The 19833-nt window shown below is 65.1% G+C and carries 19 protein-coding genes and 1 pseudogene; 12 read left to right on the top strand and 8 right to left on the bottom strand.

From position 1 onward, the window contains the following. From ASE39_RS08050 to ASE39_RS08040, 3 genes are all read left to right on the top strand, one after another. Positions 1–397, top strand: a 397-nt coding sequence (locus tag ASE39_RS08050) for an EAL domain-containing protein (RefSeq protein WP_140426716.1), incomplete at its 5' end; no start/stop codon positions are given. 42 nt (positions 398–439) lie between these two features. Further along, a complete protein-coding gene (locus ASE39_RS08045) occupies positions 440–5326 on the top strand; it encodes a PAS domain S-box protein (protein ID WP_082615360.1) in 4887 nt (1628 codons plus the stop codon). Positions 5327–5350: 24 nt separating this feature from the next. Continuing rightward, the gene (locus ASE39_RS08040; RefSeq protein ID WP_057270785.1) at positions 5351–6481 is read left to right on the top strand and encodes a two-component system response regulator; all 1131 of its coding nucleotides are present in this window, start codon (positions 5351–5353) and stop codon (positions 6479–6481) included. Positions 6482–6517: 36 nt separating this feature from the next. Here ASE39_RS08040 and ASE39_RS08035 read toward each other — a convergent pair whose 3' ends face one another. Then, on the bottom strand, positions 6518–7474 hold the full coding sequence (locus ASE39_RS08035) for an inositol monophosphatase family protein (protein ID WP_057270784.1): 957 nt from the start codon (positions 7472–7474) through the stop codon (positions 6518–6520). Positions 7475–7648: 174 nt separating this feature from the next. Here ASE39_RS08035 and ASE39_RS08030 point away from each other — a divergent pair, with 174 nt between their 5' ends. Both ASE39_RS08030 and cysE read left to right on the top strand, forming a co-directional pair. After that, positions 7649–8461: an RNA methyltransferase gene (locus tag ASE39_RS08030; RefSeq protein WP_057270783.1), complete on the top strand. Its 813-nt coding sequence runs from the start codon at positions 7649–7651 to the stop codon at positions 8459–8461. 36 nt (positions 8462–8497) lie between these two features. Then, entirely contained in the window at positions 8498–9277 is a 780-nt protein-coding gene (cysE, locus tag ASE39_RS08025) for a serine O-acetyltransferase (protein WP_057270782.1), read from the top strand. A 105-nt stretch (positions 9278–9382) separates the two neighbouring features. Here cysE and mog read toward each other — a convergent pair whose 3' ends face one another. Both mog and yjgA read right to left on the bottom strand, forming a co-directional pair. Then, a complete protein-coding gene (gene mog, locus ASE39_RS08020; RefSeq protein WP_057270781.1) occupies positions 9383–10003 on the bottom strand; it encodes a molybdopterin adenylyltransferase in 621 nt (206 codons plus the stop codon). Next, entirely contained in the window at positions 9996–10667 is a 672-nt protein-coding gene (yjgA, locus tag ASE39_RS08015; RefSeq protein ID WP_057270780.1) for a ribosome biogenesis factor YjgA, read from the bottom strand. The genes mog and yjgA overlap by 8 nt, the downstream gene beginning before the upstream one ends. 64 nt (positions 10668–10731) lie before the next feature. Here yjgA and pmbA point away from each other — a divergent pair, with 64 nt between their 5' ends. Further along, the gene (gene pmbA, locus ASE39_RS08010) at positions 10732–12174 is read left to right on the top strand and encodes a metalloprotease PmbA (protein WP_057270779.1); all 1443 of its coding nucleotides are present in this window, start codon (positions 10732–10734) and stop codon (positions 12172–12174) included. 110 nt (positions 12175–12284) lie between these two features. Here the strand turns inward: pmbA and ASE39_RS08005 are convergent, their stop codons facing one another. After that, positions 12285–13046 (bottom strand): NAD(P)H-binding protein, encoded by a 762-nt coding sequence (locus ASE39_RS08005; protein ID WP_057270778.1) that lies wholly within the window; start codon positions 13044–13046, stop codon positions 12285–12287. A gap of 264 nt (positions 13047–13310) precedes the next feature. Between ASE39_RS08005 and ASE39_RS08000 the strand changes: the two genes are divergently transcribed. Genes ASE39_RS08000 through ASE39_RS07990 form a run of 3 tightly spaced genes read left to right on the top strand, consistent with a single transcriptional unit; the run spans position 13311 to position 14532 of the window. After that, entirely contained in the window at positions 13311–13865 is a 555-nt protein-coding gene (locus tag ASE39_RS08000) for an AraC family transcriptional regulator (protein ID WP_242421383.1), read from the top strand. Then, positions 13865–14290 (top strand): VOC family protein, encoded by a 426-nt coding sequence (locus tag ASE39_RS07995; protein WP_057270777.1) that lies wholly within the window; start codon positions 13865–13867, stop codon positions 14288–14290. Before ASE39_RS08000 ends, ASE39_RS07995 begins: the two co-directional genes overlap by 1 nt. Further along, the gene (locus ASE39_RS07990; protein WP_010459941.1) at positions 14287–14532 is read left to right on the top strand and encodes a hypothetical protein; all 246 of its coding nucleotides are present in this window, start codon (positions 14287–14289) and stop codon (positions 14530–14532) included. The genes ASE39_RS07995 and ASE39_RS07990 overlap by 4 nt, the downstream gene beginning before the upstream one ends. 23 nt (positions 14533–14555) lie before the next feature. Here ASE39_RS07990 and ASE39_RS07985 read toward each other — a convergent pair whose 3' ends face one another. Then, positions 14556–15443 (bottom strand): LysR family transcriptional regulator, encoded by an 888-nt coding sequence (locus ASE39_RS07985; protein ID WP_057270776.1) that lies wholly within the window; start codon positions 15441–15443, stop codon positions 14556–14558. 71 nt (positions 15444–15514) lie between these two features. Here ASE39_RS07985 and ASE39_RS07980 point away from each other — a divergent pair, with 71 nt between their 5' ends. Both ASE39_RS07980 and ASE39_RS07975 read left to right on the top strand, forming a co-directional pair. After that, positions 15515–15739: a hypothetical protein gene (locus ASE39_RS07980; RefSeq protein WP_140426715.1), complete on the top strand. Its 225-nt coding sequence runs from the start codon at positions 15515–15517 to the stop codon at positions 15737–15739. A gap of 150 nt (positions 15740–15889) precedes the next feature. Beyond that, entirely contained in the window at positions 15890–16273 is a 384-nt protein-coding gene (locus ASE39_RS07975) for a VOC family protein (RefSeq protein WP_057270774.1), read from the top strand. 87 nt (positions 16274–16360) lie between these two features. Here the strand turns inward: ASE39_RS07975 and ASE39_RS07970 are convergent. Beyond that, positions 16361–17417 (bottom strand): annotated as a pseudogene (locus tag ASE39_RS07970) (tartrate dehydrogenase); the annotation flags it as partial. A 258-nt stretch (positions 17418–17675) separates the two neighbouring features. On the opposite strand from ASE39_RS07970, the gene ASE39_RS07965 reads away from it, so the two are divergent. After that, positions 17676–18623, top strand: a complete 948-nt coding sequence (locus ASE39_RS07965; RefSeq protein WP_199864255.1) for a LysR substrate-binding domain-containing protein — start codon at positions 17676–17678, stop codon at positions 18621–18623. Between the two features lie 123 nt (positions 18624–18746). Here ASE39_RS07965 and ASE39_RS07960 read toward each other — a convergent pair whose 3' ends face one another. Both ASE39_RS07960 and rpsU read right to left on the bottom strand, forming a co-directional pair. Further along, positions 18747–19193 (bottom strand): GatB/YqeY domain-containing protein, encoded by a 447-nt coding sequence (locus tag ASE39_RS07960; RefSeq protein WP_010459956.1) that lies wholly within the window; start codon positions 19191–19193, stop codon positions 18747–18749. Between the two features lie 212 nt (positions 19194–19405). Beyond that, a complete protein-coding gene (rpsU, locus tag ASE39_RS07955) occupies positions 19406–19618 on the bottom strand; it encodes a 30S ribosomal protein S21 (RefSeq protein WP_005799779.1) in 213 nt (70 codons plus the stop codon). Between the last annotated feature and the right edge of the window lie 215 nt (positions 19619–19833).

Below are 19833 nucleotides of genomic sequence, written 5' to 3'. Positions count from 1 at the left end.
CAAACTCGAACTCACCGAAAGCCTGCTGCTGGGAGACATCGAAGACACCATCGCCCGCATGGTGCAGCTCAAAAGCGAAGGCGTGGGGTTTGCGCTGGACGACTTCGGCACCGGCTACTCCAGCCTGAGCTATCTCAAGCGGCTGCCGCTGGACCAGGTCAAGATCGACCAGAGCTTCGTGCGGGACGTGCTGTCGGACCCGAACGACGCGGCGATCGTGAGGACGATTCTGGCGCTGGCCAAGAGCCTGGACCTGGAGGTGGTGGCCGAGGGGGTGGAGACGACGGGGCAGCTGAGTTTCCTGAGGCTGCATGGGTGTGAGGGGTTTCAGGGGTTTCTTTTTGGCCGGCCCGGGCCGGTGGGGGATATTGATGCCTTGTTGTACCCCACGCGTTAAGTTTTGCCAGATATGTTTCTTGGGCCTGGTCGGAGGTTCGGAGTGACGCGGGTGGGTGAGGGCGTAGGCGGGTTTCTGGACAAGGTGTTGGACCGCAATGCCCCTGGCGTGCGTGGCCTGGTGCTGGTAGTGGCCGCGGCGCTGGTGGGGGCGTGGCTGGTGGTGTTGGGGGCCATGCACTGGCAAGGCGCCGAGCGCGCGGCCGAGCGCGCCAAGTTGCTGCAGCAGACGGTGGACACCCTGCAAGCCCGGATCACGGGTGGTGGCATGCTGGGCGCGGTGTCGCTGCTCGGGCTGAGCGAACCGATGCTCAAGGCCATGGCCCTGGGTCAGCTGGCGCCGGATGACCCCGAAGCCCTTGCGCGGCTGGGGGTAGCGCGTGGGCGGTTTCTGGTCAACGGGGTTTATGTCATGTCCGCCGACGGCACCGTGGTAGCCCACGAGACGCCGGGCACCCGCTCCACCGGTCTCAACCTGGCGTTCCGCCCATATTTCCAGCAGGCCATCAAGGGGGCCATCAGCGTGTACGCCGCCATCGGCAGCAACTCGCAGGAGCGGGGGCTCTACTACGCTGCACCTCTGTATGAAAACGAGACGCCGTCCAGCTCCATCATTGGCGTGGTGATGTTCAAGGTGGGTTTCGAGTTGTTTGACGAGGTGCTCAAGCGTACCGAGATGCCCACCGTGCTGCTGTCTCCCCAAGGCGTGGTGTTTGCCTCCACGCGGCCCGAGTGGCTGTTTGCCGTGGCCCCGCCGCTCACCCAGGCGCGCATTGATTCGATCCGGGCGTCCCGCCAGTTTGGCAGCCACTTCGACAAGGGGCTGGCTTCTTCCCTGCCGTTTGCGCCGGATGCGGGCGAGGTCGTCCTCAACGGGGTGTCCTACGCGGTAGAGCGCCGCCACATCGACTGGGGTGACCCGGGAGGCCAGTGGCAACTGGCGATGCTGGACGATGTGAGTGTCCTGGTGCCGTGGCCTGAGCGCATGAAGGTGGGAGGGGTCGCCTTTGTGCTGTTGTTCCTGTTGGGCTTGCTGCTGCTGGATCTGCTGCGCAGCCGCGCGCGGATGGGTGCTGCGCTCGAGCGCTTCAGGGTTGTGGGCGCCGCGCTCGGGAGCAGCCCGGTCTCGGTGGTCATTACCGACGGAGAAGGCCGCATCGACTGGGTCAATCCGCAGTACGAGCGCAGTTCGGGCTACACGCTGGAAGAGGTGCGGGGCAAGAAACCTTCGGTGGTAGCCAGTGGCCAGACCCCCGCGCAAACCTACCAGGAGATGTGGTCCACGCTGCTGTCAGGCCGCTCGTGGCAAGGGCAGTTTGTCAATCGCCGCAAGGATGGGGGCATCTACCACGATGAGGCCACGCTGTCGCCGGTGTTTGACGAGCGTGGCAACCGCATTGCCATTGTCGGCCTGCATGAAGATGTCTCCGGGCGCATCCAGGCCCAGAAGGAGCTGGAGCGGCGCGAACGACTGCTCAACGAGTTGCTGGAGCAGCAGACAGCCATCTTTGACAACGCGCCCCCCATCGCGCTGGTGGGAGATGGCAAGTTCCGACAGTTCAATCCCGCGTTTGTGGAACTGATGGGAGGCTCCGCGGCAGACCTGCTCGGACTGAGCGTGGCGGCATTGCTCGGACGCGGTGAATTTGCAAAGCGGTTTTACGCCGATGTGGGCCCCGTGCTGACTGCAGGGCGGGCCGTGCGCCAAACCACAACGCTGTGCCGCCTGGACGGAAGTCGGTTCGAAGCGCGGATGGCGGGCCGCAACCTGCAGATGGATGGTTTCCGGAGTGCATCCATCTGGGTGATCGAAGATGTCAGCGAGCAGCGGCGGGCAGAGATCGCCATGCAGCAGGCCAAGGACCGTCTGGAGCTGGCACAGGAGGCTGGCAAGATTGGCGTGTTCGACATCGATCTGGTGGCAGACGAGGTGCTGTGGAGCGAAAAACTGGTCGCCATGCTCGGCTTGCCGCCCCAGGCGCAGGGGCGCAGCAAGCGCGACTGGATGGAGTGCCTGCACCCGGACGACAGGGACCGCGCAGCGTCGTACTTTGATCAATGCCTTGCGAGCGGCGCCCCCGATCTGCGCGATTCCTGGCGCATCGTGCGGCCCGATGGTGAAGTGCGCTGGTTCCTGTCGGCCGCCCGCATCTTCCGCGACGATGCCGGCAAACCCGTGCGGGTGGTGGGTGTCAATGTGGACATCCACGACCAGAAGCTGCTGGAGGCCCGTGTGGCCGAGCAGCTTGATTTTCAGCAGGCACTCATTGACGCCATCCCCGTGCCGCTGTTTTACAAGGACGCAGATGGCCGCTACATCGGTTTCAACCGCGCCTACGAGCAGGCCTTTGGCGTACAGCGCGAGGCCTTGATCGGCAAGACCGTGCTGGACCTCAAGTTCCTCCCTGAGGCTGAGCGGGAACGCTTTGATGCAGATGCCCAGGAGGCCCTGCATGGGGTCCAGTCGGTGCACAAGGAGGTGGACCTGCCGTATGCGGACGGAAAGGTGCACCACACCTTGTTCTGGCTGCACGGTTTCTCGCGGCCCGATGGCTCACCGGGTGGGGCCATCGGCACCTTTGTCGATATCACCGACCGGCAGCGCGCCGAGCAGGACCTGCGCCGCGCCAAGGAACTGGCGGAGGAGTCCACCGCACTCAAGTCGAATTTTCTGGCCAACATGAGCCATGAGATACGCACGCCCATGAACGCGATCATCGGCATGTCGCACCTGGCGCTCAAGTCTGGCCTGACAGAGCGCCAGCACGACTACGTGAGCAAGATCCAGCAGGCCGGCCAGCACCTGCTGGGCGTGATCAACGACATCCTGGATTTCTCCAAGATCGAGGCGGGCAAGCTCATGGTGGAGAAGCAGCCCTTCGTGCTCGACCGCATGCTGGAGAGTGTGTCCGACGTGGTGGGCTACAAGGCCGGTGCCAAAGGCCTGGAGCTGGTTTGCGATGTGGCGGCCGACGTGCCCCCCAATCTGGTGGGCGATTCGCTGCGCCTGGGCCAGATCCTCATCAATTTTGCCAACAACGCCATCAAGTTCACTGAGACAGGCGAGATCAGCATCGCCGTGCGGGTGCTGGAGGCCGCGGGCAATCGGTTGATGCTGCGTTTTGAAGTGCGCGACACCGGCATCGGGCTCACGCCGGAACAGATGGGGCGGCTGTTCCAGAGCTTCCAGCAGGCAGACACCTCCACCACGCGCCGCTATGGAGGCACGGGCCTGGGGCTGGCCATCTGCAAGAGCCTTGCGGAGTTGATGGGGGGCGAGGTCGGTGTGGAGAGCACCTATGGCCAGGGCTCCACGTTCTGGGCGGCTGTGCCGCTTGAACGCGGGGCGCCCGCGCGCGTGCTGCTGCCACCCCCTGACCTGCGGGGCCGCCGCGTGCTCGTGGTGGACGACAACCAGACGGCGGCCACCGTGCTGTCCGACATGCTGCTGGCCATGGGCTTTGAGGTGGAGCAGGCCCATTCGGGCCTGGAAGCCCTCGATCGCCTGCGCGAATCCATGGCACGGCACCAGCCGTTTGGCCTGCTGCTGCTCGACTGGCACATGCCGGGCATGGACGGCATCCAGCTGGCGGGCCACATCCGGGGCCTGGGCATGGCGCAGGTGCCCAAGATGCTCATGGTGACAGCCTACGGGCGGGAGGACGTGATGCGCGCCGCCCGCGCGCAGGGCATCGACACGGTGTTGATCAAGCCCGTCAACGCCTCGCTGCTGTTCGACACGCTGATGCAGCCGCTGGAACATTCCACCTACAGCCCACGCCGCGTGGTCACCCCCGCGCCTGCGGCAGACGAGCTGCCGCTGGCAATCCGGGGTGCGTCGGTGCTGCTGGTGGAGGACAACGAGCTCAACCAGATGGTGGCGGTTGAACTCTTGCTCGAAGCCGGTTTTGCCGTCGATGTGGCCGAGAACGGCCAGATCGCCCTTGATCGCATCGAGCGCAAGGCCTACGACGTGGTGCTGATGGACATGCAGATGCCTGTCATGGACGGCGAAACCGCCACGCGGCAACTGCGCCGCGACCCGCGCCATGTTCACCTGCCCATCGTGGCCATGACCGCCAACGCCATGGAGGCTGATCGCCAGCGCTGCTTTGCCGCCGGCATGAACGACCATGTGGCCAAACCCATCGAGCCTGCGGCGCTGTGGGCCGCATTGGGCCGATGGATTCGGCCCCGGCCGGGATTGGGCCAGGCGTTGGCGGGCGGTGCGGTCCGCACCGGCGCAGGCACAGAGGCTGATGCCATGGCTCCGGCCACCGCCAACGCTGCCCCGGCGCCGTCCTTCCCCACCGTGGCGGGCCTGGACACGTCGCTGGGCCTGCAGCGCGCCCTGGGCAGGCCGGGGCTCTATGCCGAGATGCTGCGGCGGTTTGTGCAAGGGCAGTCGCCGGTGCTTGCGGACCTGGAGCAAGCAGTCGCCAACGGAGACACGGTGCTGGCAGAGCGCCTGGCCCACACCCTGCGCTCGGTGGCGGCCAACATTGGCGCGCAGGAGGTGTCGGCCCACGCGCAAGCTCTGGAGCAGAGCATCCGCAGCGGGGCACCTGTGGATGTGATCGTCGGACTCGGGGCCAACCTGGGCGCCGCGTTGCGGCCCGTGCTGGCGGGATTGCAGGCGTGGATGCATGGGCCGCAAGCCGGGCAGACGCACAGGCCGGACGTCTCTGCAGCGGCGGGGCTGAAAGCGCTGGATTCCGAAGGGGCCCTGCAACAGTTGCGCGGCCTGCTGGAGCAGGACGACCCAGCGGCCTCCGAGTTTTTCCAACACAATGTCCAGGTGCTCAAGCCCGCGTTGGGGCACACCTTTGCGGTGGTCGAGATGCACACCCTGAATTTTGATTTTGAGCAGGCACTGGAGGCAATGGCCGCCGTGTCAGGCCCCGAATACCCTGCCGTTCATACCCCTTGAGCGGCACCACACCCAGGAACTTCCATGGACAACGCGCCCTTTGCCTCCCCGCAGGCCGTTCTTGTTGACAAGCCGATCGCCACGGTGCTGGTGGTGGACGACACGCCCGACAACCTCACCCTCATGGGCAGCCTGCTGCGCGAGCATTTCCTGGTGAAGGTGGCCAACCATGGCGAGAAGGCCCTGAAGATTGCGCAGTCGGGCACACCTCCCGACCTGATCCTGCTGGACATCATGATGCCGGAGATGGATGGCTACGAGGTCTGCCAGCGCCTGAAGGCAGCGCCGGCCACGCGCGACATCCCCGTGATCTTCCTCACGGCGCGCTCCGATCCCGATGACGAACGCATGGGCCTGGCCCTGGGCGCGGTGGACTACATCACCAAGCCCATCAGCCCGCCCATCCTGCTGGCACGGGTGAACACCCACCTGGCGCTCAAGGCCACCGCGGATTTCCTGCGCGACAAAAGCTCCTACCTGGAGCGCGAGGTCGCGATGCGCACGCTGGAAGTGCAGGCCATCCAGGACGTGACCATCATGGCCATGACATCGCTGGCCGAGACGCGCGACAACGAAACCGGCAACCATATCCGCCGCACCCAGCTGTACGTGAAGACGCTGGCCGAGCGGCTGCGCCACCACCCGCGTTTCGAGCCCGTGCTCAACGACCGCATGATCGAGCTGCTGTACAAGTCAGCGCCGTTGCACGACATCGGCAAGATCGGCATCCCCGACAGCATCCTGCTCAAGCCCGGCAAGCTCACGGTGGACGAGTTCGAGATCATGAAAACCCACACCACGCTGGGCCGCAACGCCATTGATGAAGCCGAGCGGCGCCTGGGCATGCGCGTGGCGTTCTTGAGCGTGTCCAAGGAGATCGCCTACAGCCACCAGGAAAAGTGGGATGGCTCAGGCTATCCGCAAGGCCTGGCGGGAGATGCCATTCCGGTGTCGGCGCGCCTGATGGCCGTGGCCGATGTGTACGACGCGCTCATCAGCAAGCGTGTCTACAAACCTGCGTTTTCGCACGACCAGGCCTGCAACACCATCGTGCGGGGCAAGGGCACGCACTTTGACCCTGACATGGTGGATGCGTTTGTGGACATCGCGGAAGATTTCCGCAGCATTGCCCAGAAATATCCCGACCCGAACTGAGCACAGTCCCGATAGGGGACGGTGCTCAGGCATACATCAGAACGGCGCGTCTTCGCTCTTGGGGGCGTCGGCCTGTGGGGCGGCACCCGTGGTGTCGGACTCCACATCGGCTGCAGCCTCGGCTTCAGCGCTGACGGGTGCGTCTGCGGCAGCGGCCTGGCGCACGGCCGCCTTGTCGCCAGCGCTCGCAAACTTGCTGTACTTGCCCAAAATCGGCACCAGCTGGCCGTAGATGCGGGGGTTGCCCGCCAGGCATTCGCGCTGCTCCAGAAAGTCGGCCTCGCCCGTGAAGTTGCCCACCAAGCCACCGGCCTCGGTCACCAGCAGCGAACCCGCTGCCACGTCCCAGATCGACAGGCCGGTCTCGAAGAAACCATCGGTGAAACCAGCGGCGACATAGGCCAGGTCCAGCGCGGCGGCGCCGGGGCGGCGCAGGCCAGCCGTGCGCTGCATCACGTCGCTCATCATGTTGAGGTAGCTCTTGAAGTTGTCGCCCGGGCGGAACGGGAAGCCAGTGGAGACCAGGCAGTCCTTGAGCTGGGTGCGCTTGCTCACGCGGATGCGGCGTTCGTTCAGGTAGGCGCCACGGCCCTTGGTCGATGTGAACAGATCGTTGCGCGAGGGGTCATAGATGACGGCCTGCTCGACCTTGCCTTTGACGGCCAGGGCGATGCTCACGCAGTACACGGGAAAACCGTGGATGAAGTTGGTGGTGCCGTCCAGCGGGTCGATGATCCAGACGAGTTCCGAATCCTTGGCGCCGTATTCGGTGCCTGACTCTTCGGCCAGGATGCCGTGGCCGGGGTAGGCTGTGAGCAGCGTCTCGATGATGATTTTTTCGGACGCGTGGTCCACCTCGGTCACAAAGTCGTTGATCTGCTTTTGCGAGATCCGCACCGATTCCACGTCAAGGGCCGCGCGGTTGATGATGGCGCCGGCGGCGCGTGCGGCCTTGATGGCCACGTTAAGCATGGGGTGCAGATTGGACGACATAAATTGTGGTGGTGAGCAGGGTGCCCGCATGCAACGGTGGCATGGGCAGCCTGCGAATCAGGAGCGGTGCGATCCGACCCGGCGATGCGGGCGGCGACAATGAGGGCGGGATTTTACCCGCAGTGTCCCTTTTCGCCTAACCGTCCGCCCTTTGCCCTCGTCCTGCCTTTGCCCATGAAGACCCGTTTTGTCCTGATCAACACCAGCCACGCCGGCAATGTGGGCGCTGCTGCCCGCGCCATGAAAACCATGGGTTTTGACGACCTGGTGCTGGTGGCCCCGCGCTGGCCCAACGTGCTGCGGCGCGAGGAGACCATCCAGCGCGCCAGCGGCGCCCTGGACGTGCTGGAGAACGCCCGCATCGTGGCCACGCTGGACGAGGCGCTGGACGGCATTAGCCACCTGTGCGCCACAGCGATGACCCCGCGCGACTTCGGGCCGCCCACGGCAGCGCCGCGTGCCCATTTCGAAATGCTATTAAAACAAGAGCTATTGGCGATTGAAGGACAAGCGCTAGAGGCCAAAAACACTCAAAATTCTGAGGAACCAGCACCCAACCCATCGGTGGCAGCCCGCCAGGCGGGTGTGGCCTTCCTGTTTGGCTCCGAGCGTTTTGGCATGACCAACGAAGACGTTTACCGCTGCCACGTGGCGCTGTCCATTCCCACCAATCCCGGCTTTGGGTCCCTCAATCTGGGCGCCGCCATCCAGGTGATTGCCTACGAATGGCGCATGGCGCTGGGCGGGTTCCCGGTGTTGGATGCCACGCCCGCCCGCGCCCTGGCCGACGCCGCCCAGGTGGCGGGCATGCTGGGCCATTGGGAGCAGGCGCTCACATCCATCGGCTTTCTGGACCCGGCCGCGCCCAAGAAGCTCATGCCCCGCCTTAACCAGCTTTGCAACCGCGCGCAGCTCAGCCCCGAGGAAATCCACATCTTGAGAGGTGTCGCCAAAGCCATGATCGAGACGGCGCAGGCGAAACGATAGACTGTGCAGCCCATTTACAAATAACCATAACAACCAATGCTCGCCCGCTTGCGCTCCGATATCCAGTGCATCCTCGACCGCGATCCTGCCGCGCGCAGCACGTGGGAGGTGATCACCTGTTATCCGGGCCTGCACGCGATCTGGCTGCACCGGCCGGCGCACTGGTGCTGGCACCACGGCCTGAAGTGGTTGGGGCGCTTCATCTCGCACTTTGCGCGCTGGTTCACGGGCATCGAGATCCATCCCGGCGCCAAGATCGGCGAGCGTGTGTTCTTCGACCATGCCATGGGCGTGGTGGTGGGCGAGACTGCCGAGATCGGCGACGGCTGCACCATCTACCAGGGTGTCACGCTGGGCGGCACATCGCTCTACAAGGGCAGCAAGCGCCATCCCACGCTGGGCAAAAACGTGGTGGTGAGTGCGGGCGCCAAGGTGCTTGGCGGCTTTGAAGTGGGCGACGGCGCCAAGATCGGCAGCAACGCGGTGGTCATCAAACCCGTGCCTGCAGGCGCTACGGCGGTGGGCATTCCGGCACGCATCATCCCCTCCAAGGAAGGCCAGAGCGCCGACGTGACGGAGCCCCAGCAGACCCCCAAGTTCACGGCCTATGGCATCACACAAGAGGACGATCCGCTCTCGCAGGCCATGCGCGGGCTGATCGACAACGCCTCGTCGCAGGAGCACCAGATTGCACTGCTGTGGCAGGCCATCGAGAAACTGTCCGCCAACCCGCAGAACAAGGACTGCGTGCCGTGCGATGCGGCGCTCAAGGAGCAGTTCGAAGCGGGCAAGCTCAACGAGCTGGTGGGCAAGTAGCGGCTTGCCGGCGCTGTATTCAAAAATCAGATTGCTATAAAAAATATAGCTGCTAGCGCTTGTGAGATAAGCGCTAGCAGCTATTTTTCTTTGAATCTTGAGAAATCAGGCCGGGCGGGGCGCTCGCACCGCGTTCTTGGGCCGGAACGCCTTGCAGACTTCGTCGCGCGTTTCCAGATACGGGCCGCCAATCAGGTCCACGCAGTACGGCACGGCGGCAAAGATGCCGGGCACGATCTGCTTGCCGTCGGCGTCCTTCAGGCCTTCTAGCGTTTCGGCAATCGCCTTGGGCTGGCCGGGCAGGTTGATGATGAGGCTCTGGTCGCGCACCACGGCCACCTGGCGTGACAGGATGGCGGTGGGTACAAACTTCAGGCTGATCTGGCGCATCTGCTCGCCAAAGCCCGGCATCTCCTTGTGCGCCACGGCCAGCGTGGCCTCGGGCGTCACGTCGCGCAGGGCGGGGCCGGTGCCACCGGTGGTCAGCACCAGGCAACAGCCTGCGTTGACCAGCTCGACCAGCGCGGCGCTGATGCCCTCCTGTTCATCGGGGATCAGGCGCGATTCAAACGTGATGGAGTTGTGCAGCGCGCGCGTGAGCCAGTCCTGCAGCGCAGGCAGGCCCTTGTCTTCATAGACACCGGAGCTGGCGCGGTCGCTGATGGACACGATGCCGATCTTCACGGCGTCGTGGTGGGGTGCGGGGCTGCCCACGGGCTCACTCATCGCCGTTTTCCCCGCCGATGTCGCTGGCATCGTCAGCACCCGTGCCGCCCAGGTGCTCACGCACCAGCTGGAACAGCTCTCGGTAGGCGCGGCCCTTGCGGGGGGCCAGGCCTTGCGAGACCTGGACATTGGCCTCCTTGCCGGCGGGCTGTGCGTCCTTGCGGGCCTGGCGGATCAGGGCGCGCAGCTGCTGGGTGTCGGTGCCGGGGTGCTCGGCCATCCAGGGTGCGAGGGCCTCGTCATCCGCAATCAGGCGGTCGCGCCAGTGTTCGGCCAGGTGCAGCTGCATCTTTTCGGTGGCCGAGCCCTTGTGCTGCTCCTCCAGCGCCTGGCGGGCTGCTTGCACCAGCTCGGGTTCGAGCTTGCGCATGATCTTGCCCACGTACTGCATCTGGCGGCGCTTGCCTTCAAAGTTGGTGATGCGCTTGGCCTCGGCCAGCGCGTCCACCAGCTTGTCGGGCAGGCCCACCGCCTCGAACAGGTCGGCGCGCAGGCTCAGCAGCTCTTTGCCGAGATCCTGAAGTTCGTCGCTTTCGCGCTTGAGATCGGTGCGGCTGGCATCGGGCGTGCCTTTGAGTTCGGCCTTGAGCTGAATGTCCATTTCGCTGCCTTCGGCAACGAACTGGCCTCGCACAAAGTAGCCTTTTTTGGGTTTGCGTGACATGGGTGGGGGCAAAAAGAGAAGCGGCGCAGAGCGCGCCACAGCGGCAAGTATCATAGCTGCCGCTATGAATAAACCCTCCACCCGCGCCGCGCGCGCCCAAAGCGCGGCTTCCGCTGCGCCAGCGCCTGCCACCTCCCGCACCCCTGACAACGGCTTCAGCTACAGCCGCGCGTTCTTTGAAGACCTGGTGGACCGTGCCCTGGCCCATGCCAAAAAGCTCGGCGCCACCGACGCAGGCGCCGAGGCGTCCGAGGGCTGCGGCCTGTCGGTCAGCGTGCGCAAGGGCGAGCTGGAGAACGTGGAGCGCAACCGCGACAAATCCCTGGGCGTGACGGTCTACCTCGGCAACCGCCGTGGCAATGCCAGCACTTCCGATTTCTCCAACAAGGCCATCGAGCAGACCGTGCAGGCCGCGTATGACATCGCCCGCTTCACGGCCGAAGACCCCGTGGCGGGTTTGCCCGATGCCGATGACATCGCCCCTGCGGACACACACCGTGACCTGGATCTTTTCCACCCCTGGGCCATCACGAGCGAAGAGGCCGCTGAAATCGCCAAGGCCTGCGAGGCCGCCGCGCTCAAGACCCACCGCCGGATCACCAACAGCGAAGGTGCGGGTGTGTCGGCGCAGCAAAGCCATTTCTTCAGCGCCCACACGCGCGGCTTTCGCGGCGGCTATGCCAGCTCGCGCCACAGCTTTTCGGTGGCGCCCATCGCATCGCTGCCCGGCCGCAATGCCGAGATGCAGCGCGATGCCTGGTACAGCTCCATGCGCGATGCCACTGAACTGGCATCGCCCGAGGCCGTGGGCCGCTACGCCGCGCAGCGCGCGTTGAGCCGTCTCGGATCACGCAAGATCCCCACCACCCAATGTCCCGTGCTGTTCGAATCCACCCTGGCCGCTGGCCTGCTGGGCGGTTTTGTGCAAGCCGTCAGCGGGGGCTCGCTGTACCGAAAGAGCAGCTTCCTGCTCGACTCGCTGGGCAAGATGGTCTTCCCCAAGCACATCGACATTCTCGAAGACCCGTTTGTGCTGCGCGGCAAGGGCAGTTCGCCGTTTGACGAAGAAGGCGTGCGCGTGGCGCCGCGCAAGGTGGTGCAGGGCGGCCGTGTGCAGGGCTACTTCCTGTCGAGCTACTCGGCCCGCAAGCTGGGCATGAAGACCACGGGCAACGCCGGGGGCTCGCACAACCTGACCATGACTTCGCGCCTGACGCAGAGCGGTGACAACCTGGACGCCATGCTGCAAAAGCTGGGCACGGGCCTGTTTGTGGTGGAGTTGATGGGCCAGGGCGTGAACTACGTGACCGGCGACTACTCGCGCGGTGCGAGTGGCTTCTGGGTCGAGAACGGCAAGATTGCCTTCCCGGTGCACGAGATCACCATCGCAGGCAACCTCAAGGACATGCTCAAGGGCATCGAAGCCGTGGGCGCCGATGCCTACAACTACGGTGCCAAGACGGTAGGGTCGATCCTGGTGAACCGCATGAAGGTGGCGGGGAGCTGACGCTCACAGAGACGGGACGCCGTCGTGTGGAGGCTGGAACGCAAGCCCTCCACCCCAAAAGGCCCTTGCCATGGCTGCCACGGCGAGGGCTTTTTTTTGTCCGCAAGGTGTCAGGCAGTGCTGCCGGGCCGGGCCGCCCAAGTGTCTTTTTTACCGCGCATGCCCACGGGCAGCGCGAGCCCCACCCGGTGGCGCGACATGGCGTCCCGGGGGGTGAGGTGCGCCAGCATCACGGCGGCCGCATCCGCATAGGGGATGATCATCTGCGGCACCTTCGACGCAAACAGCAGCAACATCAGCAGGCTTGGCAGCTTGCCGGCAAAAGCCGGGATGGGCATTGGCAGCTGGTCTGAGGCAATGCGCAGATTGGCGGTGCCCAGTGCTGGCTGGTCCACCATCGGCCCGGGGCACAGCAGGCGCCAATCGAGCGACGAGGCGCTCAGGCGCTCGAAGTTTTTCAAGTGCGGCCAATAGGTGTCGCGGACCTTGGGCAGCTCGACGCCCCGCCGCCCTGTTGGGCCGATGTCCAGCACGGCGGCACCACCGAGAAACCAGCATGTGGGACGCTCGGCCGGGGCCAGAGATTCAACGCTGGAAACAATCCGGTCCACGAGGTCCACAAAACCCCGCCCTTCGGTGACCAGGCCGGCGCAGTTGATCAGTGCCTCGTGGCCACGGATGATGTCCGCCAGGGCGCCGATGGCCACGGTGCCGAGGTCCACCTGGTACACCGTGATGTGTGAACGCATGTCGGGGGGCAGCTTGGCGGGGTTGCGGACCAGCACCGACACCTGGTGGCCTGCCGCAACGGCCTGCTGCAGCACGTGGCGGCCCAGGGAGCCCGTGGCTCCGAGAATCAGAAGACGCTTCATGAGGAATCGCTAAGAAGAGGGAAGATGATGTTGCCTGCCGACGGCCCGATGGTCATCGATGGGTGGTGTGGCGATGATTCCATGCAACCGGTCAAGCGCCAAGGTCTGCGGGTGTGGCGGATCGGGCAGACGGTGACTTTGTTCACGGGCTGCTGGCTTGAACGAAGAAAAAGGGATCGTGGCCATTCATGGCGTGCTGGGGGCTGTCCGCCAGAGGGGGGAGGCGCCAAGGGATAGCGTGGATGGAGGCGATATGCTTTGCGCATGCCTTCTGTGCCCTCGAAGTCCCCGCCCCTTCGCGAAGCCACTCGCAATCCGAATCCTGCGCCGAGCGACCCCGTTCCCCCGCAGGACCCCGCCCTCCTGCGCCGCCTGCTGCGCGCCAAGGACCGCATGGACGCCGCATCGCACGAGGCCTGGCCCGTGCAGCGGCTGGCCGAGGTCAGCGGCGTGTCGCAAGCGCATTTCGCCCGGTCTTTCCGGCAAGCCTTTGGCATCCCGCCCCACCGCTACCTGCTGACCCGGCGCATCGAACAGGCCACCACGCTGCTGCGTGATACAGACTTGCCCGTCACCGAGATCGCCTTTGCCACCGGCTGGGAAAGCCTGGGCACCTTCGGGCGCATCTTTCGCGACATCACGGGGCAGAGCCCCAGTGCGGTACGGCTGGAGGCCCAGGCTACCGCCACGCCCCTGGACCAGGTGCCCGCCTGTGTGTTGAAAGCCGCACAGCGTCCCGACCTCACCACAGCAGTTTTGGAGAAGCGCCGCCGCCTGGCGGAAGGTACAAACCCGTCATCAGCAACCAAGGAGATCTGATGACAACGAACCAGGGCATTGGTGTGGTGGGTGTGTATGTGGACGACCAGGACGAGGCGCTGGCGTTTTATGAGGGCAAGCTGGGGTTTCGTGTGCACACCGACGTGCGCAACGGGCCGTACCGTTGGCTGACGGTGCAGCACCCCGATCAGCCGGACTTTCAGCTGGGGCTGTTCACACCCGGCCCGCCCATCCACGATGCCGCCACGGCGCAGACGTTGCGCGCCATGGTGGCCAAGGGCGCCATGCCGCCGCTGGTGTTGCATGTGGCGGACTGCCGCGCTGCGTATGCCCGGCTGCGCGACCAGGGCGTGGAGTTCACGCAAGAGCCCGTGGACCGGTACGGCAACGTGGATGCGGGTTTTCGTGACCCGGCGGGCAATGGCTGGAAGATGATCCAGCTCGCCGCCGGAGATGCGCAATGAGCGCCGGCGTGGGCATTCGGCGCCTTCACCGCTGGGTGTCGATGGCGTTCACGCTGGCCGTCGTCGCCAACTTTGTGGCCCGTGCGCAGGGCTCGGGCAACCCGCCGGATTGGGTGACGTATGCACCCCTGCCGCCACTGGCACTGCTGCTGTTGACGGGGCTGTACCTGTTTGTGCAGCCCTATTTGCGGCGGTCTGCGGTGCGGCGTTCTCCCGACGCTCAGGGCTTACCGCCCGCGTGATGGCGGGCGGCGGCGCGCAGCCATTAGTCTGCGAAGTCGGCCAGCAGTTGCAGCACGCCCTCCACCGCAGGCGAGGGCGGTGGCTGGTGGCGGTGCGCCACGGCCATGGGGCGCATGAGCGGCGGCTGCAGGTGGCGGATCTGCACGTCGTCCGCCCCCTGCTGGTCCTCCACCTCTTCCAGCGGTAGCAACGCAGCGCACTGGCTGGCCACCGCCAGGCTCTTGAGCGCGCCGGGGTAGCTCAAGGCCAGGAAGGGGCGAGGGTGGTGGCCCGCCTGGCCAAACCAGTTGGCAATCAGTCCGTGCATCTGTGTGGCGGGCGCAAACGATGCCCAGCGGCGGCTGGCCAGCCAGTCAGGGGTCACGAACTCGGGCGCGTCCCACGCTGCGGGCAGCAAGGCCACCATGGGGTCGTTGCGCCAGGGGGCCTGTCGTACCTCGGCCAAAGGCGGTTGCGGGCTGGCGATGATCCCGATGTCGAGCGTGCCCGCCTTGAGCCGCTGCATCGAATCGGCAGAGCCCACAGCCTCCAGACGGATCTCCACCCCGGGGCAGCGCGCCGCCAGCGCCTCCAGCATGCGCGGCAGCAGCTGCGTGCTGACGCCCGCCGACACCCCCATGCGCACGATGCCCTCGCGCCCCGAGGCGCGGCGGCGCACGCGCTCCATCAGGTCGTCGCAAGCGAGCAGCAGCTGGCGTCCTTCCTGCACCAGCACCTCGCCGGCGGGGGTCAGCTCGGCCTGCCGTCGGCCTCGCACCACCAGGTCGGCCTGCAGGCGGGATTCCAGCTCCTTGATGTGCAGGCTGATGGTGGGTGGCGCCAGGTGCAGCGCCTGCGCAGCCGCTGCAAAGTTGCCCAGGTCGGCAATGGCGATCAGCGTCTGCAGGTGGTCCAGGTTGAAGTTACGCATCAGTTTTTATGAATTGAGGCTTCATTGAATTCAACTTTACAGATGGTAAGCCAAGCCTGAGCATGCGGGCCATGTTGCATCCCACCCGTTTGGACCCTCGTACGGCCGATGACGTCACGGCCGACCCGCCCGCAGACGCTGTGCCGAAGGCACCCCCCACCTCGGCAGGACAGGGCCGCTGGCTTCGGCGCGCACGCATCGCTTGCCAGCGGCGGCTGGCGGCGCTGGGCGCCGTCCTGGCGCGCGCCGAAAGGCACATCACCGAGAACTTCAAGGTACCGCCCCATGGGGGGTGATGGAGGTGCGCATCTGCAATGTCTGCACTGGTGTGGCGGTGGGGATCGGCCTACACTGCAAAACCGGTCGGACGGCCTGGACCGGAGCCTGGTGCCCACCAGGAGGCGCTAAGACCGAATGCAGAGCCGGATTGAGCGAAAGGACTTTGTATGTTGTCCGATTCCTCCGTAACCACCATGCTGCCGGTGATGGACATGGACCGCGCCCGTGCCTTTTACGAGGGTTGCCTGGGGCTGAAGCCCGGTGGGTTCCGGCCCGATGGCAAGTTCATCTATGCGGTAGGTGGCAGCACACTGGCGCTGTTCCCCAAGCCGGAAGGCACCAAGGCCGACCACACGGCCATCAGTTTCCAGGTGGCAGACATAGCGACAACCATCGCAGCGCTGAAACGCGCGAAGGTGGTCTTTGAGGACTACGACTTCCCGGGCCTCAAGACCGTGAACCACGTGTGCGTTCTCGGGGCCGAGAAGGCGGCGTGGTTCAAGGACACCGAGGGTAACTACCTCTGCCTCCACGAGGACATCGCTACATAGCCATCGCTTTGAAGAAAAAATGGCTGCCAGCGCTTATCCATCATGCGCGAGTAGCTATATCTTTAGGAGCAATTGCGCACCGCTGGCCTAGCCGTTGGCCACCCGCTGTGCAATGGCCTGTCCCACCTGCGTGGTACTGGCCGTGCCCCCCAGGTCCGGCGTGCGCGGGCCGCTCTTGAGGGTGTCTTCAATCGCCGCCACGATGGCATCGTGCGCCAACCTGCCCGCCCCCTGGCCCTGGGTGAGGAAGTCCAGCATCAGCGCGCCGGACCAGATCATGGCGATGGGGTTGGCGATGTTCTTGCCGTAGATGTCGGGCGCCGAGCCATGCACGGGCTCGAACAGGCTGGGGAAGTGGCGCTCGGGGTTCAGGTTGGCCGAGGGCGCCAGGCCAATGGTGCCGGTGGTGGCCGGACCCAGGTCGGAGAGGATGTCGCCAAACAGGTTGGTGGCGGCCACCACGTCAAAGCGGCCGGGCTGCAGCACAAAGCGCGCGGTGAGGATGTCGATGTGCTGCTTGTCCAGCGTGACCTCGGGGTAGTCCTTGGCCACATCGTCCGCCCTCTTATCCCACCAGGGCATGCTGATGGCGATGCCGTTGCTCTTGGTGGCCAGGGTCACGTGCTTCTTGGGGCGGCTCTGGGCCAGGTCGAAGGCGAACTTCAAGAGGCGGTTGGCACCGTGGCGCGAGTAGACCGATTCCTGGATCACGATCTCGCGGTCGGTGCCCTCGTACATGATGCCGCCCAGGGACGTGTACTCGCCCTCGGTGTTCTCGCGCACCACGTAGTAGTCGATGTCACCGGGCTTGCGGCCGGCCAGGGGGCAGGGCACGCCCTCGAACAGGCGCACGGGGCGCAGGTTGATGTACTGGTCGAACTCGCGGCGGAATTTGAGGAGAGACCCCCACAGGGACACATGGTCGGGCACGGTGGCGGGCCAGCCCACGGCGCCAAAGAAGATGGCGTCCATGCCCGAGAGCTGGGCTTTCCAGTCGTCGGGCATCATCTGGCCGTGGGTGGCGTAGTAGTCGCAGCTGGCCCATGCGAAGGTGTGGCATTCGAGTTCGAAGCCAAAGCGTGCTGCGGCGGCTTGCACCACGCGCAGGCCTTCGGGCATCACTTCCTTGCCTATGCCGTCTCCGNCGAAGGTGTGGCATTCGAGTTCGAAGCCAAAGCGTGCTGCGGCGGCTTGCACCACGCGCAGGCCTTCGGGCATCACTTCCTTGCCTATGCCGTCTCCGGCAATCAGGGCGATCTGGTACTTTTTCTGCTGCTGGGTCACTGGGTAGGTCCTTCCGGGAGAGGTGGGCTGAAAAGGGTTTTCGGCCTCAGTGGCGTGATTGTTTCAAACGCCAGCGAAAACTACAATCTGGTAACTGTGGCTTCATTCTTCACGAATTGTGCATAAACATCCCGCCGCTGAGGACCTGCGCGTTTTTACGGCGGTGGTGCGCAAGTCCAGCTTTGGGGGGGCCGCCACCGAGCTGGGCACATCCCCCGCCTATGTGAGCAAGCGCATCCGCCTGCTGGAGCAGGATCTGCAGGTCAAGCTGCTGCACCGCACCACGCGGCGGGTGGCGGTGACGGAGGAGGGTGAGCGTGTCTTCCATTGGGCACAGCGCATCCTCGACGACATGGAGCAGCTGCTGCAGGAGGTGGCCGTCACGCGCAGTGAGCCGCGCGGGCTGCTGCGCGTGAGCAGCAGCTTTGGTTTTGGGCGGCAGATCGTGGCGCCTGCGGTGTCGCGCCTGGTGGAGCGGCATCCGGGCCTACAGGTGCGGCTCGAAGTGTTCGACCGGCTGGTGGACGTGGCGGGCGAAGGGTTTGACCTGGACGTGCGTGTGGGCGACGAGATTGCCCCACACCTGATCGCACGCCGCCTGGCCGACAACCACCGTGTGTTGTGTGCGGCGCCCGCCTACCTGGCGCGCAAAGGCATGCCCCGTGTGGTGGCCGATCTGGCCGCACACGACTGCCTGGTGATCAAGGAGCGCGACCACCCGTTTGGCGTGTGGCGCCTGCGCAGCGGCGCGCAGGAAGAGTCGGTGAAAGTGCGTGGCCCGCTGTCGGCCAACAACGGCGAGATGGCCGTGCAGTGGGCGGTGGATGGGCGCGGCGTGGTGCTGCGCTCGCTGTGGGATGTGGGTGTGCACCTGCAGGCCGGGCGCCTGGTGCAGGTGCTGCCGCAGTGGCAGCAGGAGGCCAATGTGTGGGCCGTGTACCCCACACGGCTGGAGCGGTCGGCGAAGGTGCGCGTCTGCGTGGAGTTTCTGCAGGAGCACTTTCGCGCCGGGGGGATGGCTCCGGCGGCGGGAAGTGACGGCGCCAGTGAAAACGGTGCGGTTTGAAGTAAAAATAGCCGCCAGCGCTTATCTGGTAAGCGCAAGCAGCTATCAAAATGATATTGACCGCAACGCAGGCCGCCGTGCGGCCCACCGTGTGGTGTTATCGAGGTTCTGGCCGTCGGTGGATCAGCCTGCCAGCGCGGCCTTCACCGCTGCCGACACCTGGCCCATGTCGGCCTTGCCCGCCAGGCGGGTCTTGACCACGCCCATGACCTTGCCCATGTCGCCAGGGCCAGCGGCGCCCAGTTCGGCCACGATGGCTTTCACGGCGGCCAGGGTTTCTTCGGCGGACATGCGTTCGGGCAGGTAGGCCTGCAGCACCACGAGTTCCGACTTCTCCTTGTCGGCCAGGTCCTGGCGCGCTGCCTGCTCGAAGGCCGCGATGGAGTCCTTGCGCTGCTTGATCAGCTTGTCCACGATGGCGACCACGGCCACATCGTCCAGGACCACGCGCTCATCCACTTCCTTTTGCTTGAGTGCAGCCAGCAGCAGGCGGATGGTGCCCAGGCGCTCGCTGTCCTTGGCGCGCATGGCGGTCTTCATGTCTTCGGTGATCTGGTCCTTGAGGCTCATGGCGGCTTCCTTTTTTGGGTTTCAGGCAGGGACGGAGGGTTTGCACAAAGCCCCTCTGGCTAGGCGCAGCGCCGCAGACAGTAGTCTTGCTACGGCAAGGCGCTGCAACGACGCCAGAGGGGCTTTGTGCAGACCCTAAAAAACAAAAACCCGCGCTTGGCGTCCCTAGCGCGGGTTTTGGGACCCAAGCGAACAAGGCTTGGGGCCGAAGATCAGTACATCTTCTTGGGCAGTTGCATGCTGCGAACGCGCTTGTAGTGGCGCTTCACGGCGGCTGCCTTCTTGCGCTTGCGCTCGGCGGTGGGCTTTTCGTAGAACTCACGGGCGCGCAGGTCGGTCAGCAGGCCGAGCTTTTCAATGGTGCGCTTGAAGCGGCGCAGTGCAACGTCAAAGGGTTCGTTTTCTTTTACGCGGATCGTAGTCATTAGCTAATGGTTTTCCAAAATGTTGCTCGCAGAGGGGCTTGGGGAGATCGGGCCTCAAGTCCGTACAAAGCGGTTTCCCCGTCTGTAACTAGTATTTGGCCGACGGGGCATTGCCAGCAAAGCCGGAGATTATAGCCTTTGTGGCGTGAATGGGAAGCACCCCCGGTGCAGCTTCGCGGCTTCTCCTTCTCTCGCTGCGCGGGAGGAGGACGCCG

It is taken from the genome of Acidovorax sp. Root267, assembly GCF_001429215.1.
GTDB lineage: Bacteria > Pseudomonadota > Gammaproteobacteria > Burkholderiales > Burkholderiaceae_C > Acidovorax > Acidovorax radicis.
This window is presented reverse-complemented; position numbering and strand designations above follow the sequence as displayed.

Coding starts and splice junctions, on each gene's coding strand:
- ASE39_RS08040 (WP_057270785.1), top strand. CDS start 5,351: ATGGACAACGCGCCCTTTGCCTCCCCGCAGGCCGTTCTTGTTGACAAG.
- ASE39_RS08035 (WP_057270784.1), bottom strand. CDS start 7,474: ATGTCGTCCAATCTGCACCCCATGCTTAACGTGGCCATCAAGGCCGCA.
- ASE39_RS08030 (WP_057270783.1), top strand. CDS start 7,649: ATGAAGACCCGTTTTGTCCTGATCAACACCAGCCACGCCGGCAATGTG.
- cysE (WP_057270782.1), top strand. CDS start 8,498: ATGCTCGCCCGCTTGCGCTCCGATATCCAGTGCATCCTCGACCGCGAT.
- mog (WP_057270781.1), bottom strand. CDS start 10,003: ATGAGTGAGCCCGTGGGCAGCCCCGCACCCCACCACGACGCCGTGAAG.
- yjgA (WP_057270780.1), bottom strand. CDS start 10,667: ATGTCACGCAAACCCAAAAAAGGCTACTTTGTGCGAGGCCAGTTCGTT.
- pmbA (WP_057270779.1), top strand. CDS start 10,732: ATGAATAAACCCTCCACCCGCGCCGCGCGCGCCCAAAGCGCGGCTTCC.
- ASE39_RS08005 (WP_057270778.1), bottom strand. CDS start 13,046: ATGAAGCGTCTTCTGATTCTCGGAGCCACGGGCTCCCTGGGCCGCCAC.
- ASE39_RS08000 (WP_242421383.1), top strand. CDS start 13,311: ATGCCTTCTGTGCCCTCGAAGTCCCCGCCCCTTCGCGAAGCCACTCGC.
- ASE39_RS07995 (WP_057270777.1), top strand. CDS start 13,865: ATGACAACGAACCAGGGCATTGGTGTGGTGGGTGTGTATGTGGACGAC.
- ASE39_RS07990 (WP_010459941.1), top strand. CDS start 14,287: ATGAGCGCCGGCGTGGGCATTCGGCGCCTTCACCGCTGGGTGTCGATG.
- ASE39_RS07985 (WP_057270776.1), bottom strand. CDS start 15,443: ATGCGTAACTTCAACCTGGACCACCTGCAGACGCTGATCGCCATTGCC.
- ASE39_RS07980 (WP_140426715.1), top strand. CDS start 15,515: ATGTTGCATCCCACCCGTTTGGACCCTCGTACGGCCGATGACGTCACG.
- ASE39_RS07975 (WP_057270774.1), top strand. CDS start 15,890: ATGTTGTCCGATTCCTCCGTAACCACCATGCTGCCGGTGATGGACATG.
- ASE39_RS07960 (WP_010459956.1), bottom strand. CDS start 19,193: ATGAGCCTCAAGGACCAGATCACCGAAGACATGAAGACCGCCATGCGC.
- rpsU (WP_005799779.1), bottom strand. CDS start 19,618: ATGACTACGATCCGCGTAAAAGAAAACGAACCCTTTGACGTTGCACTG.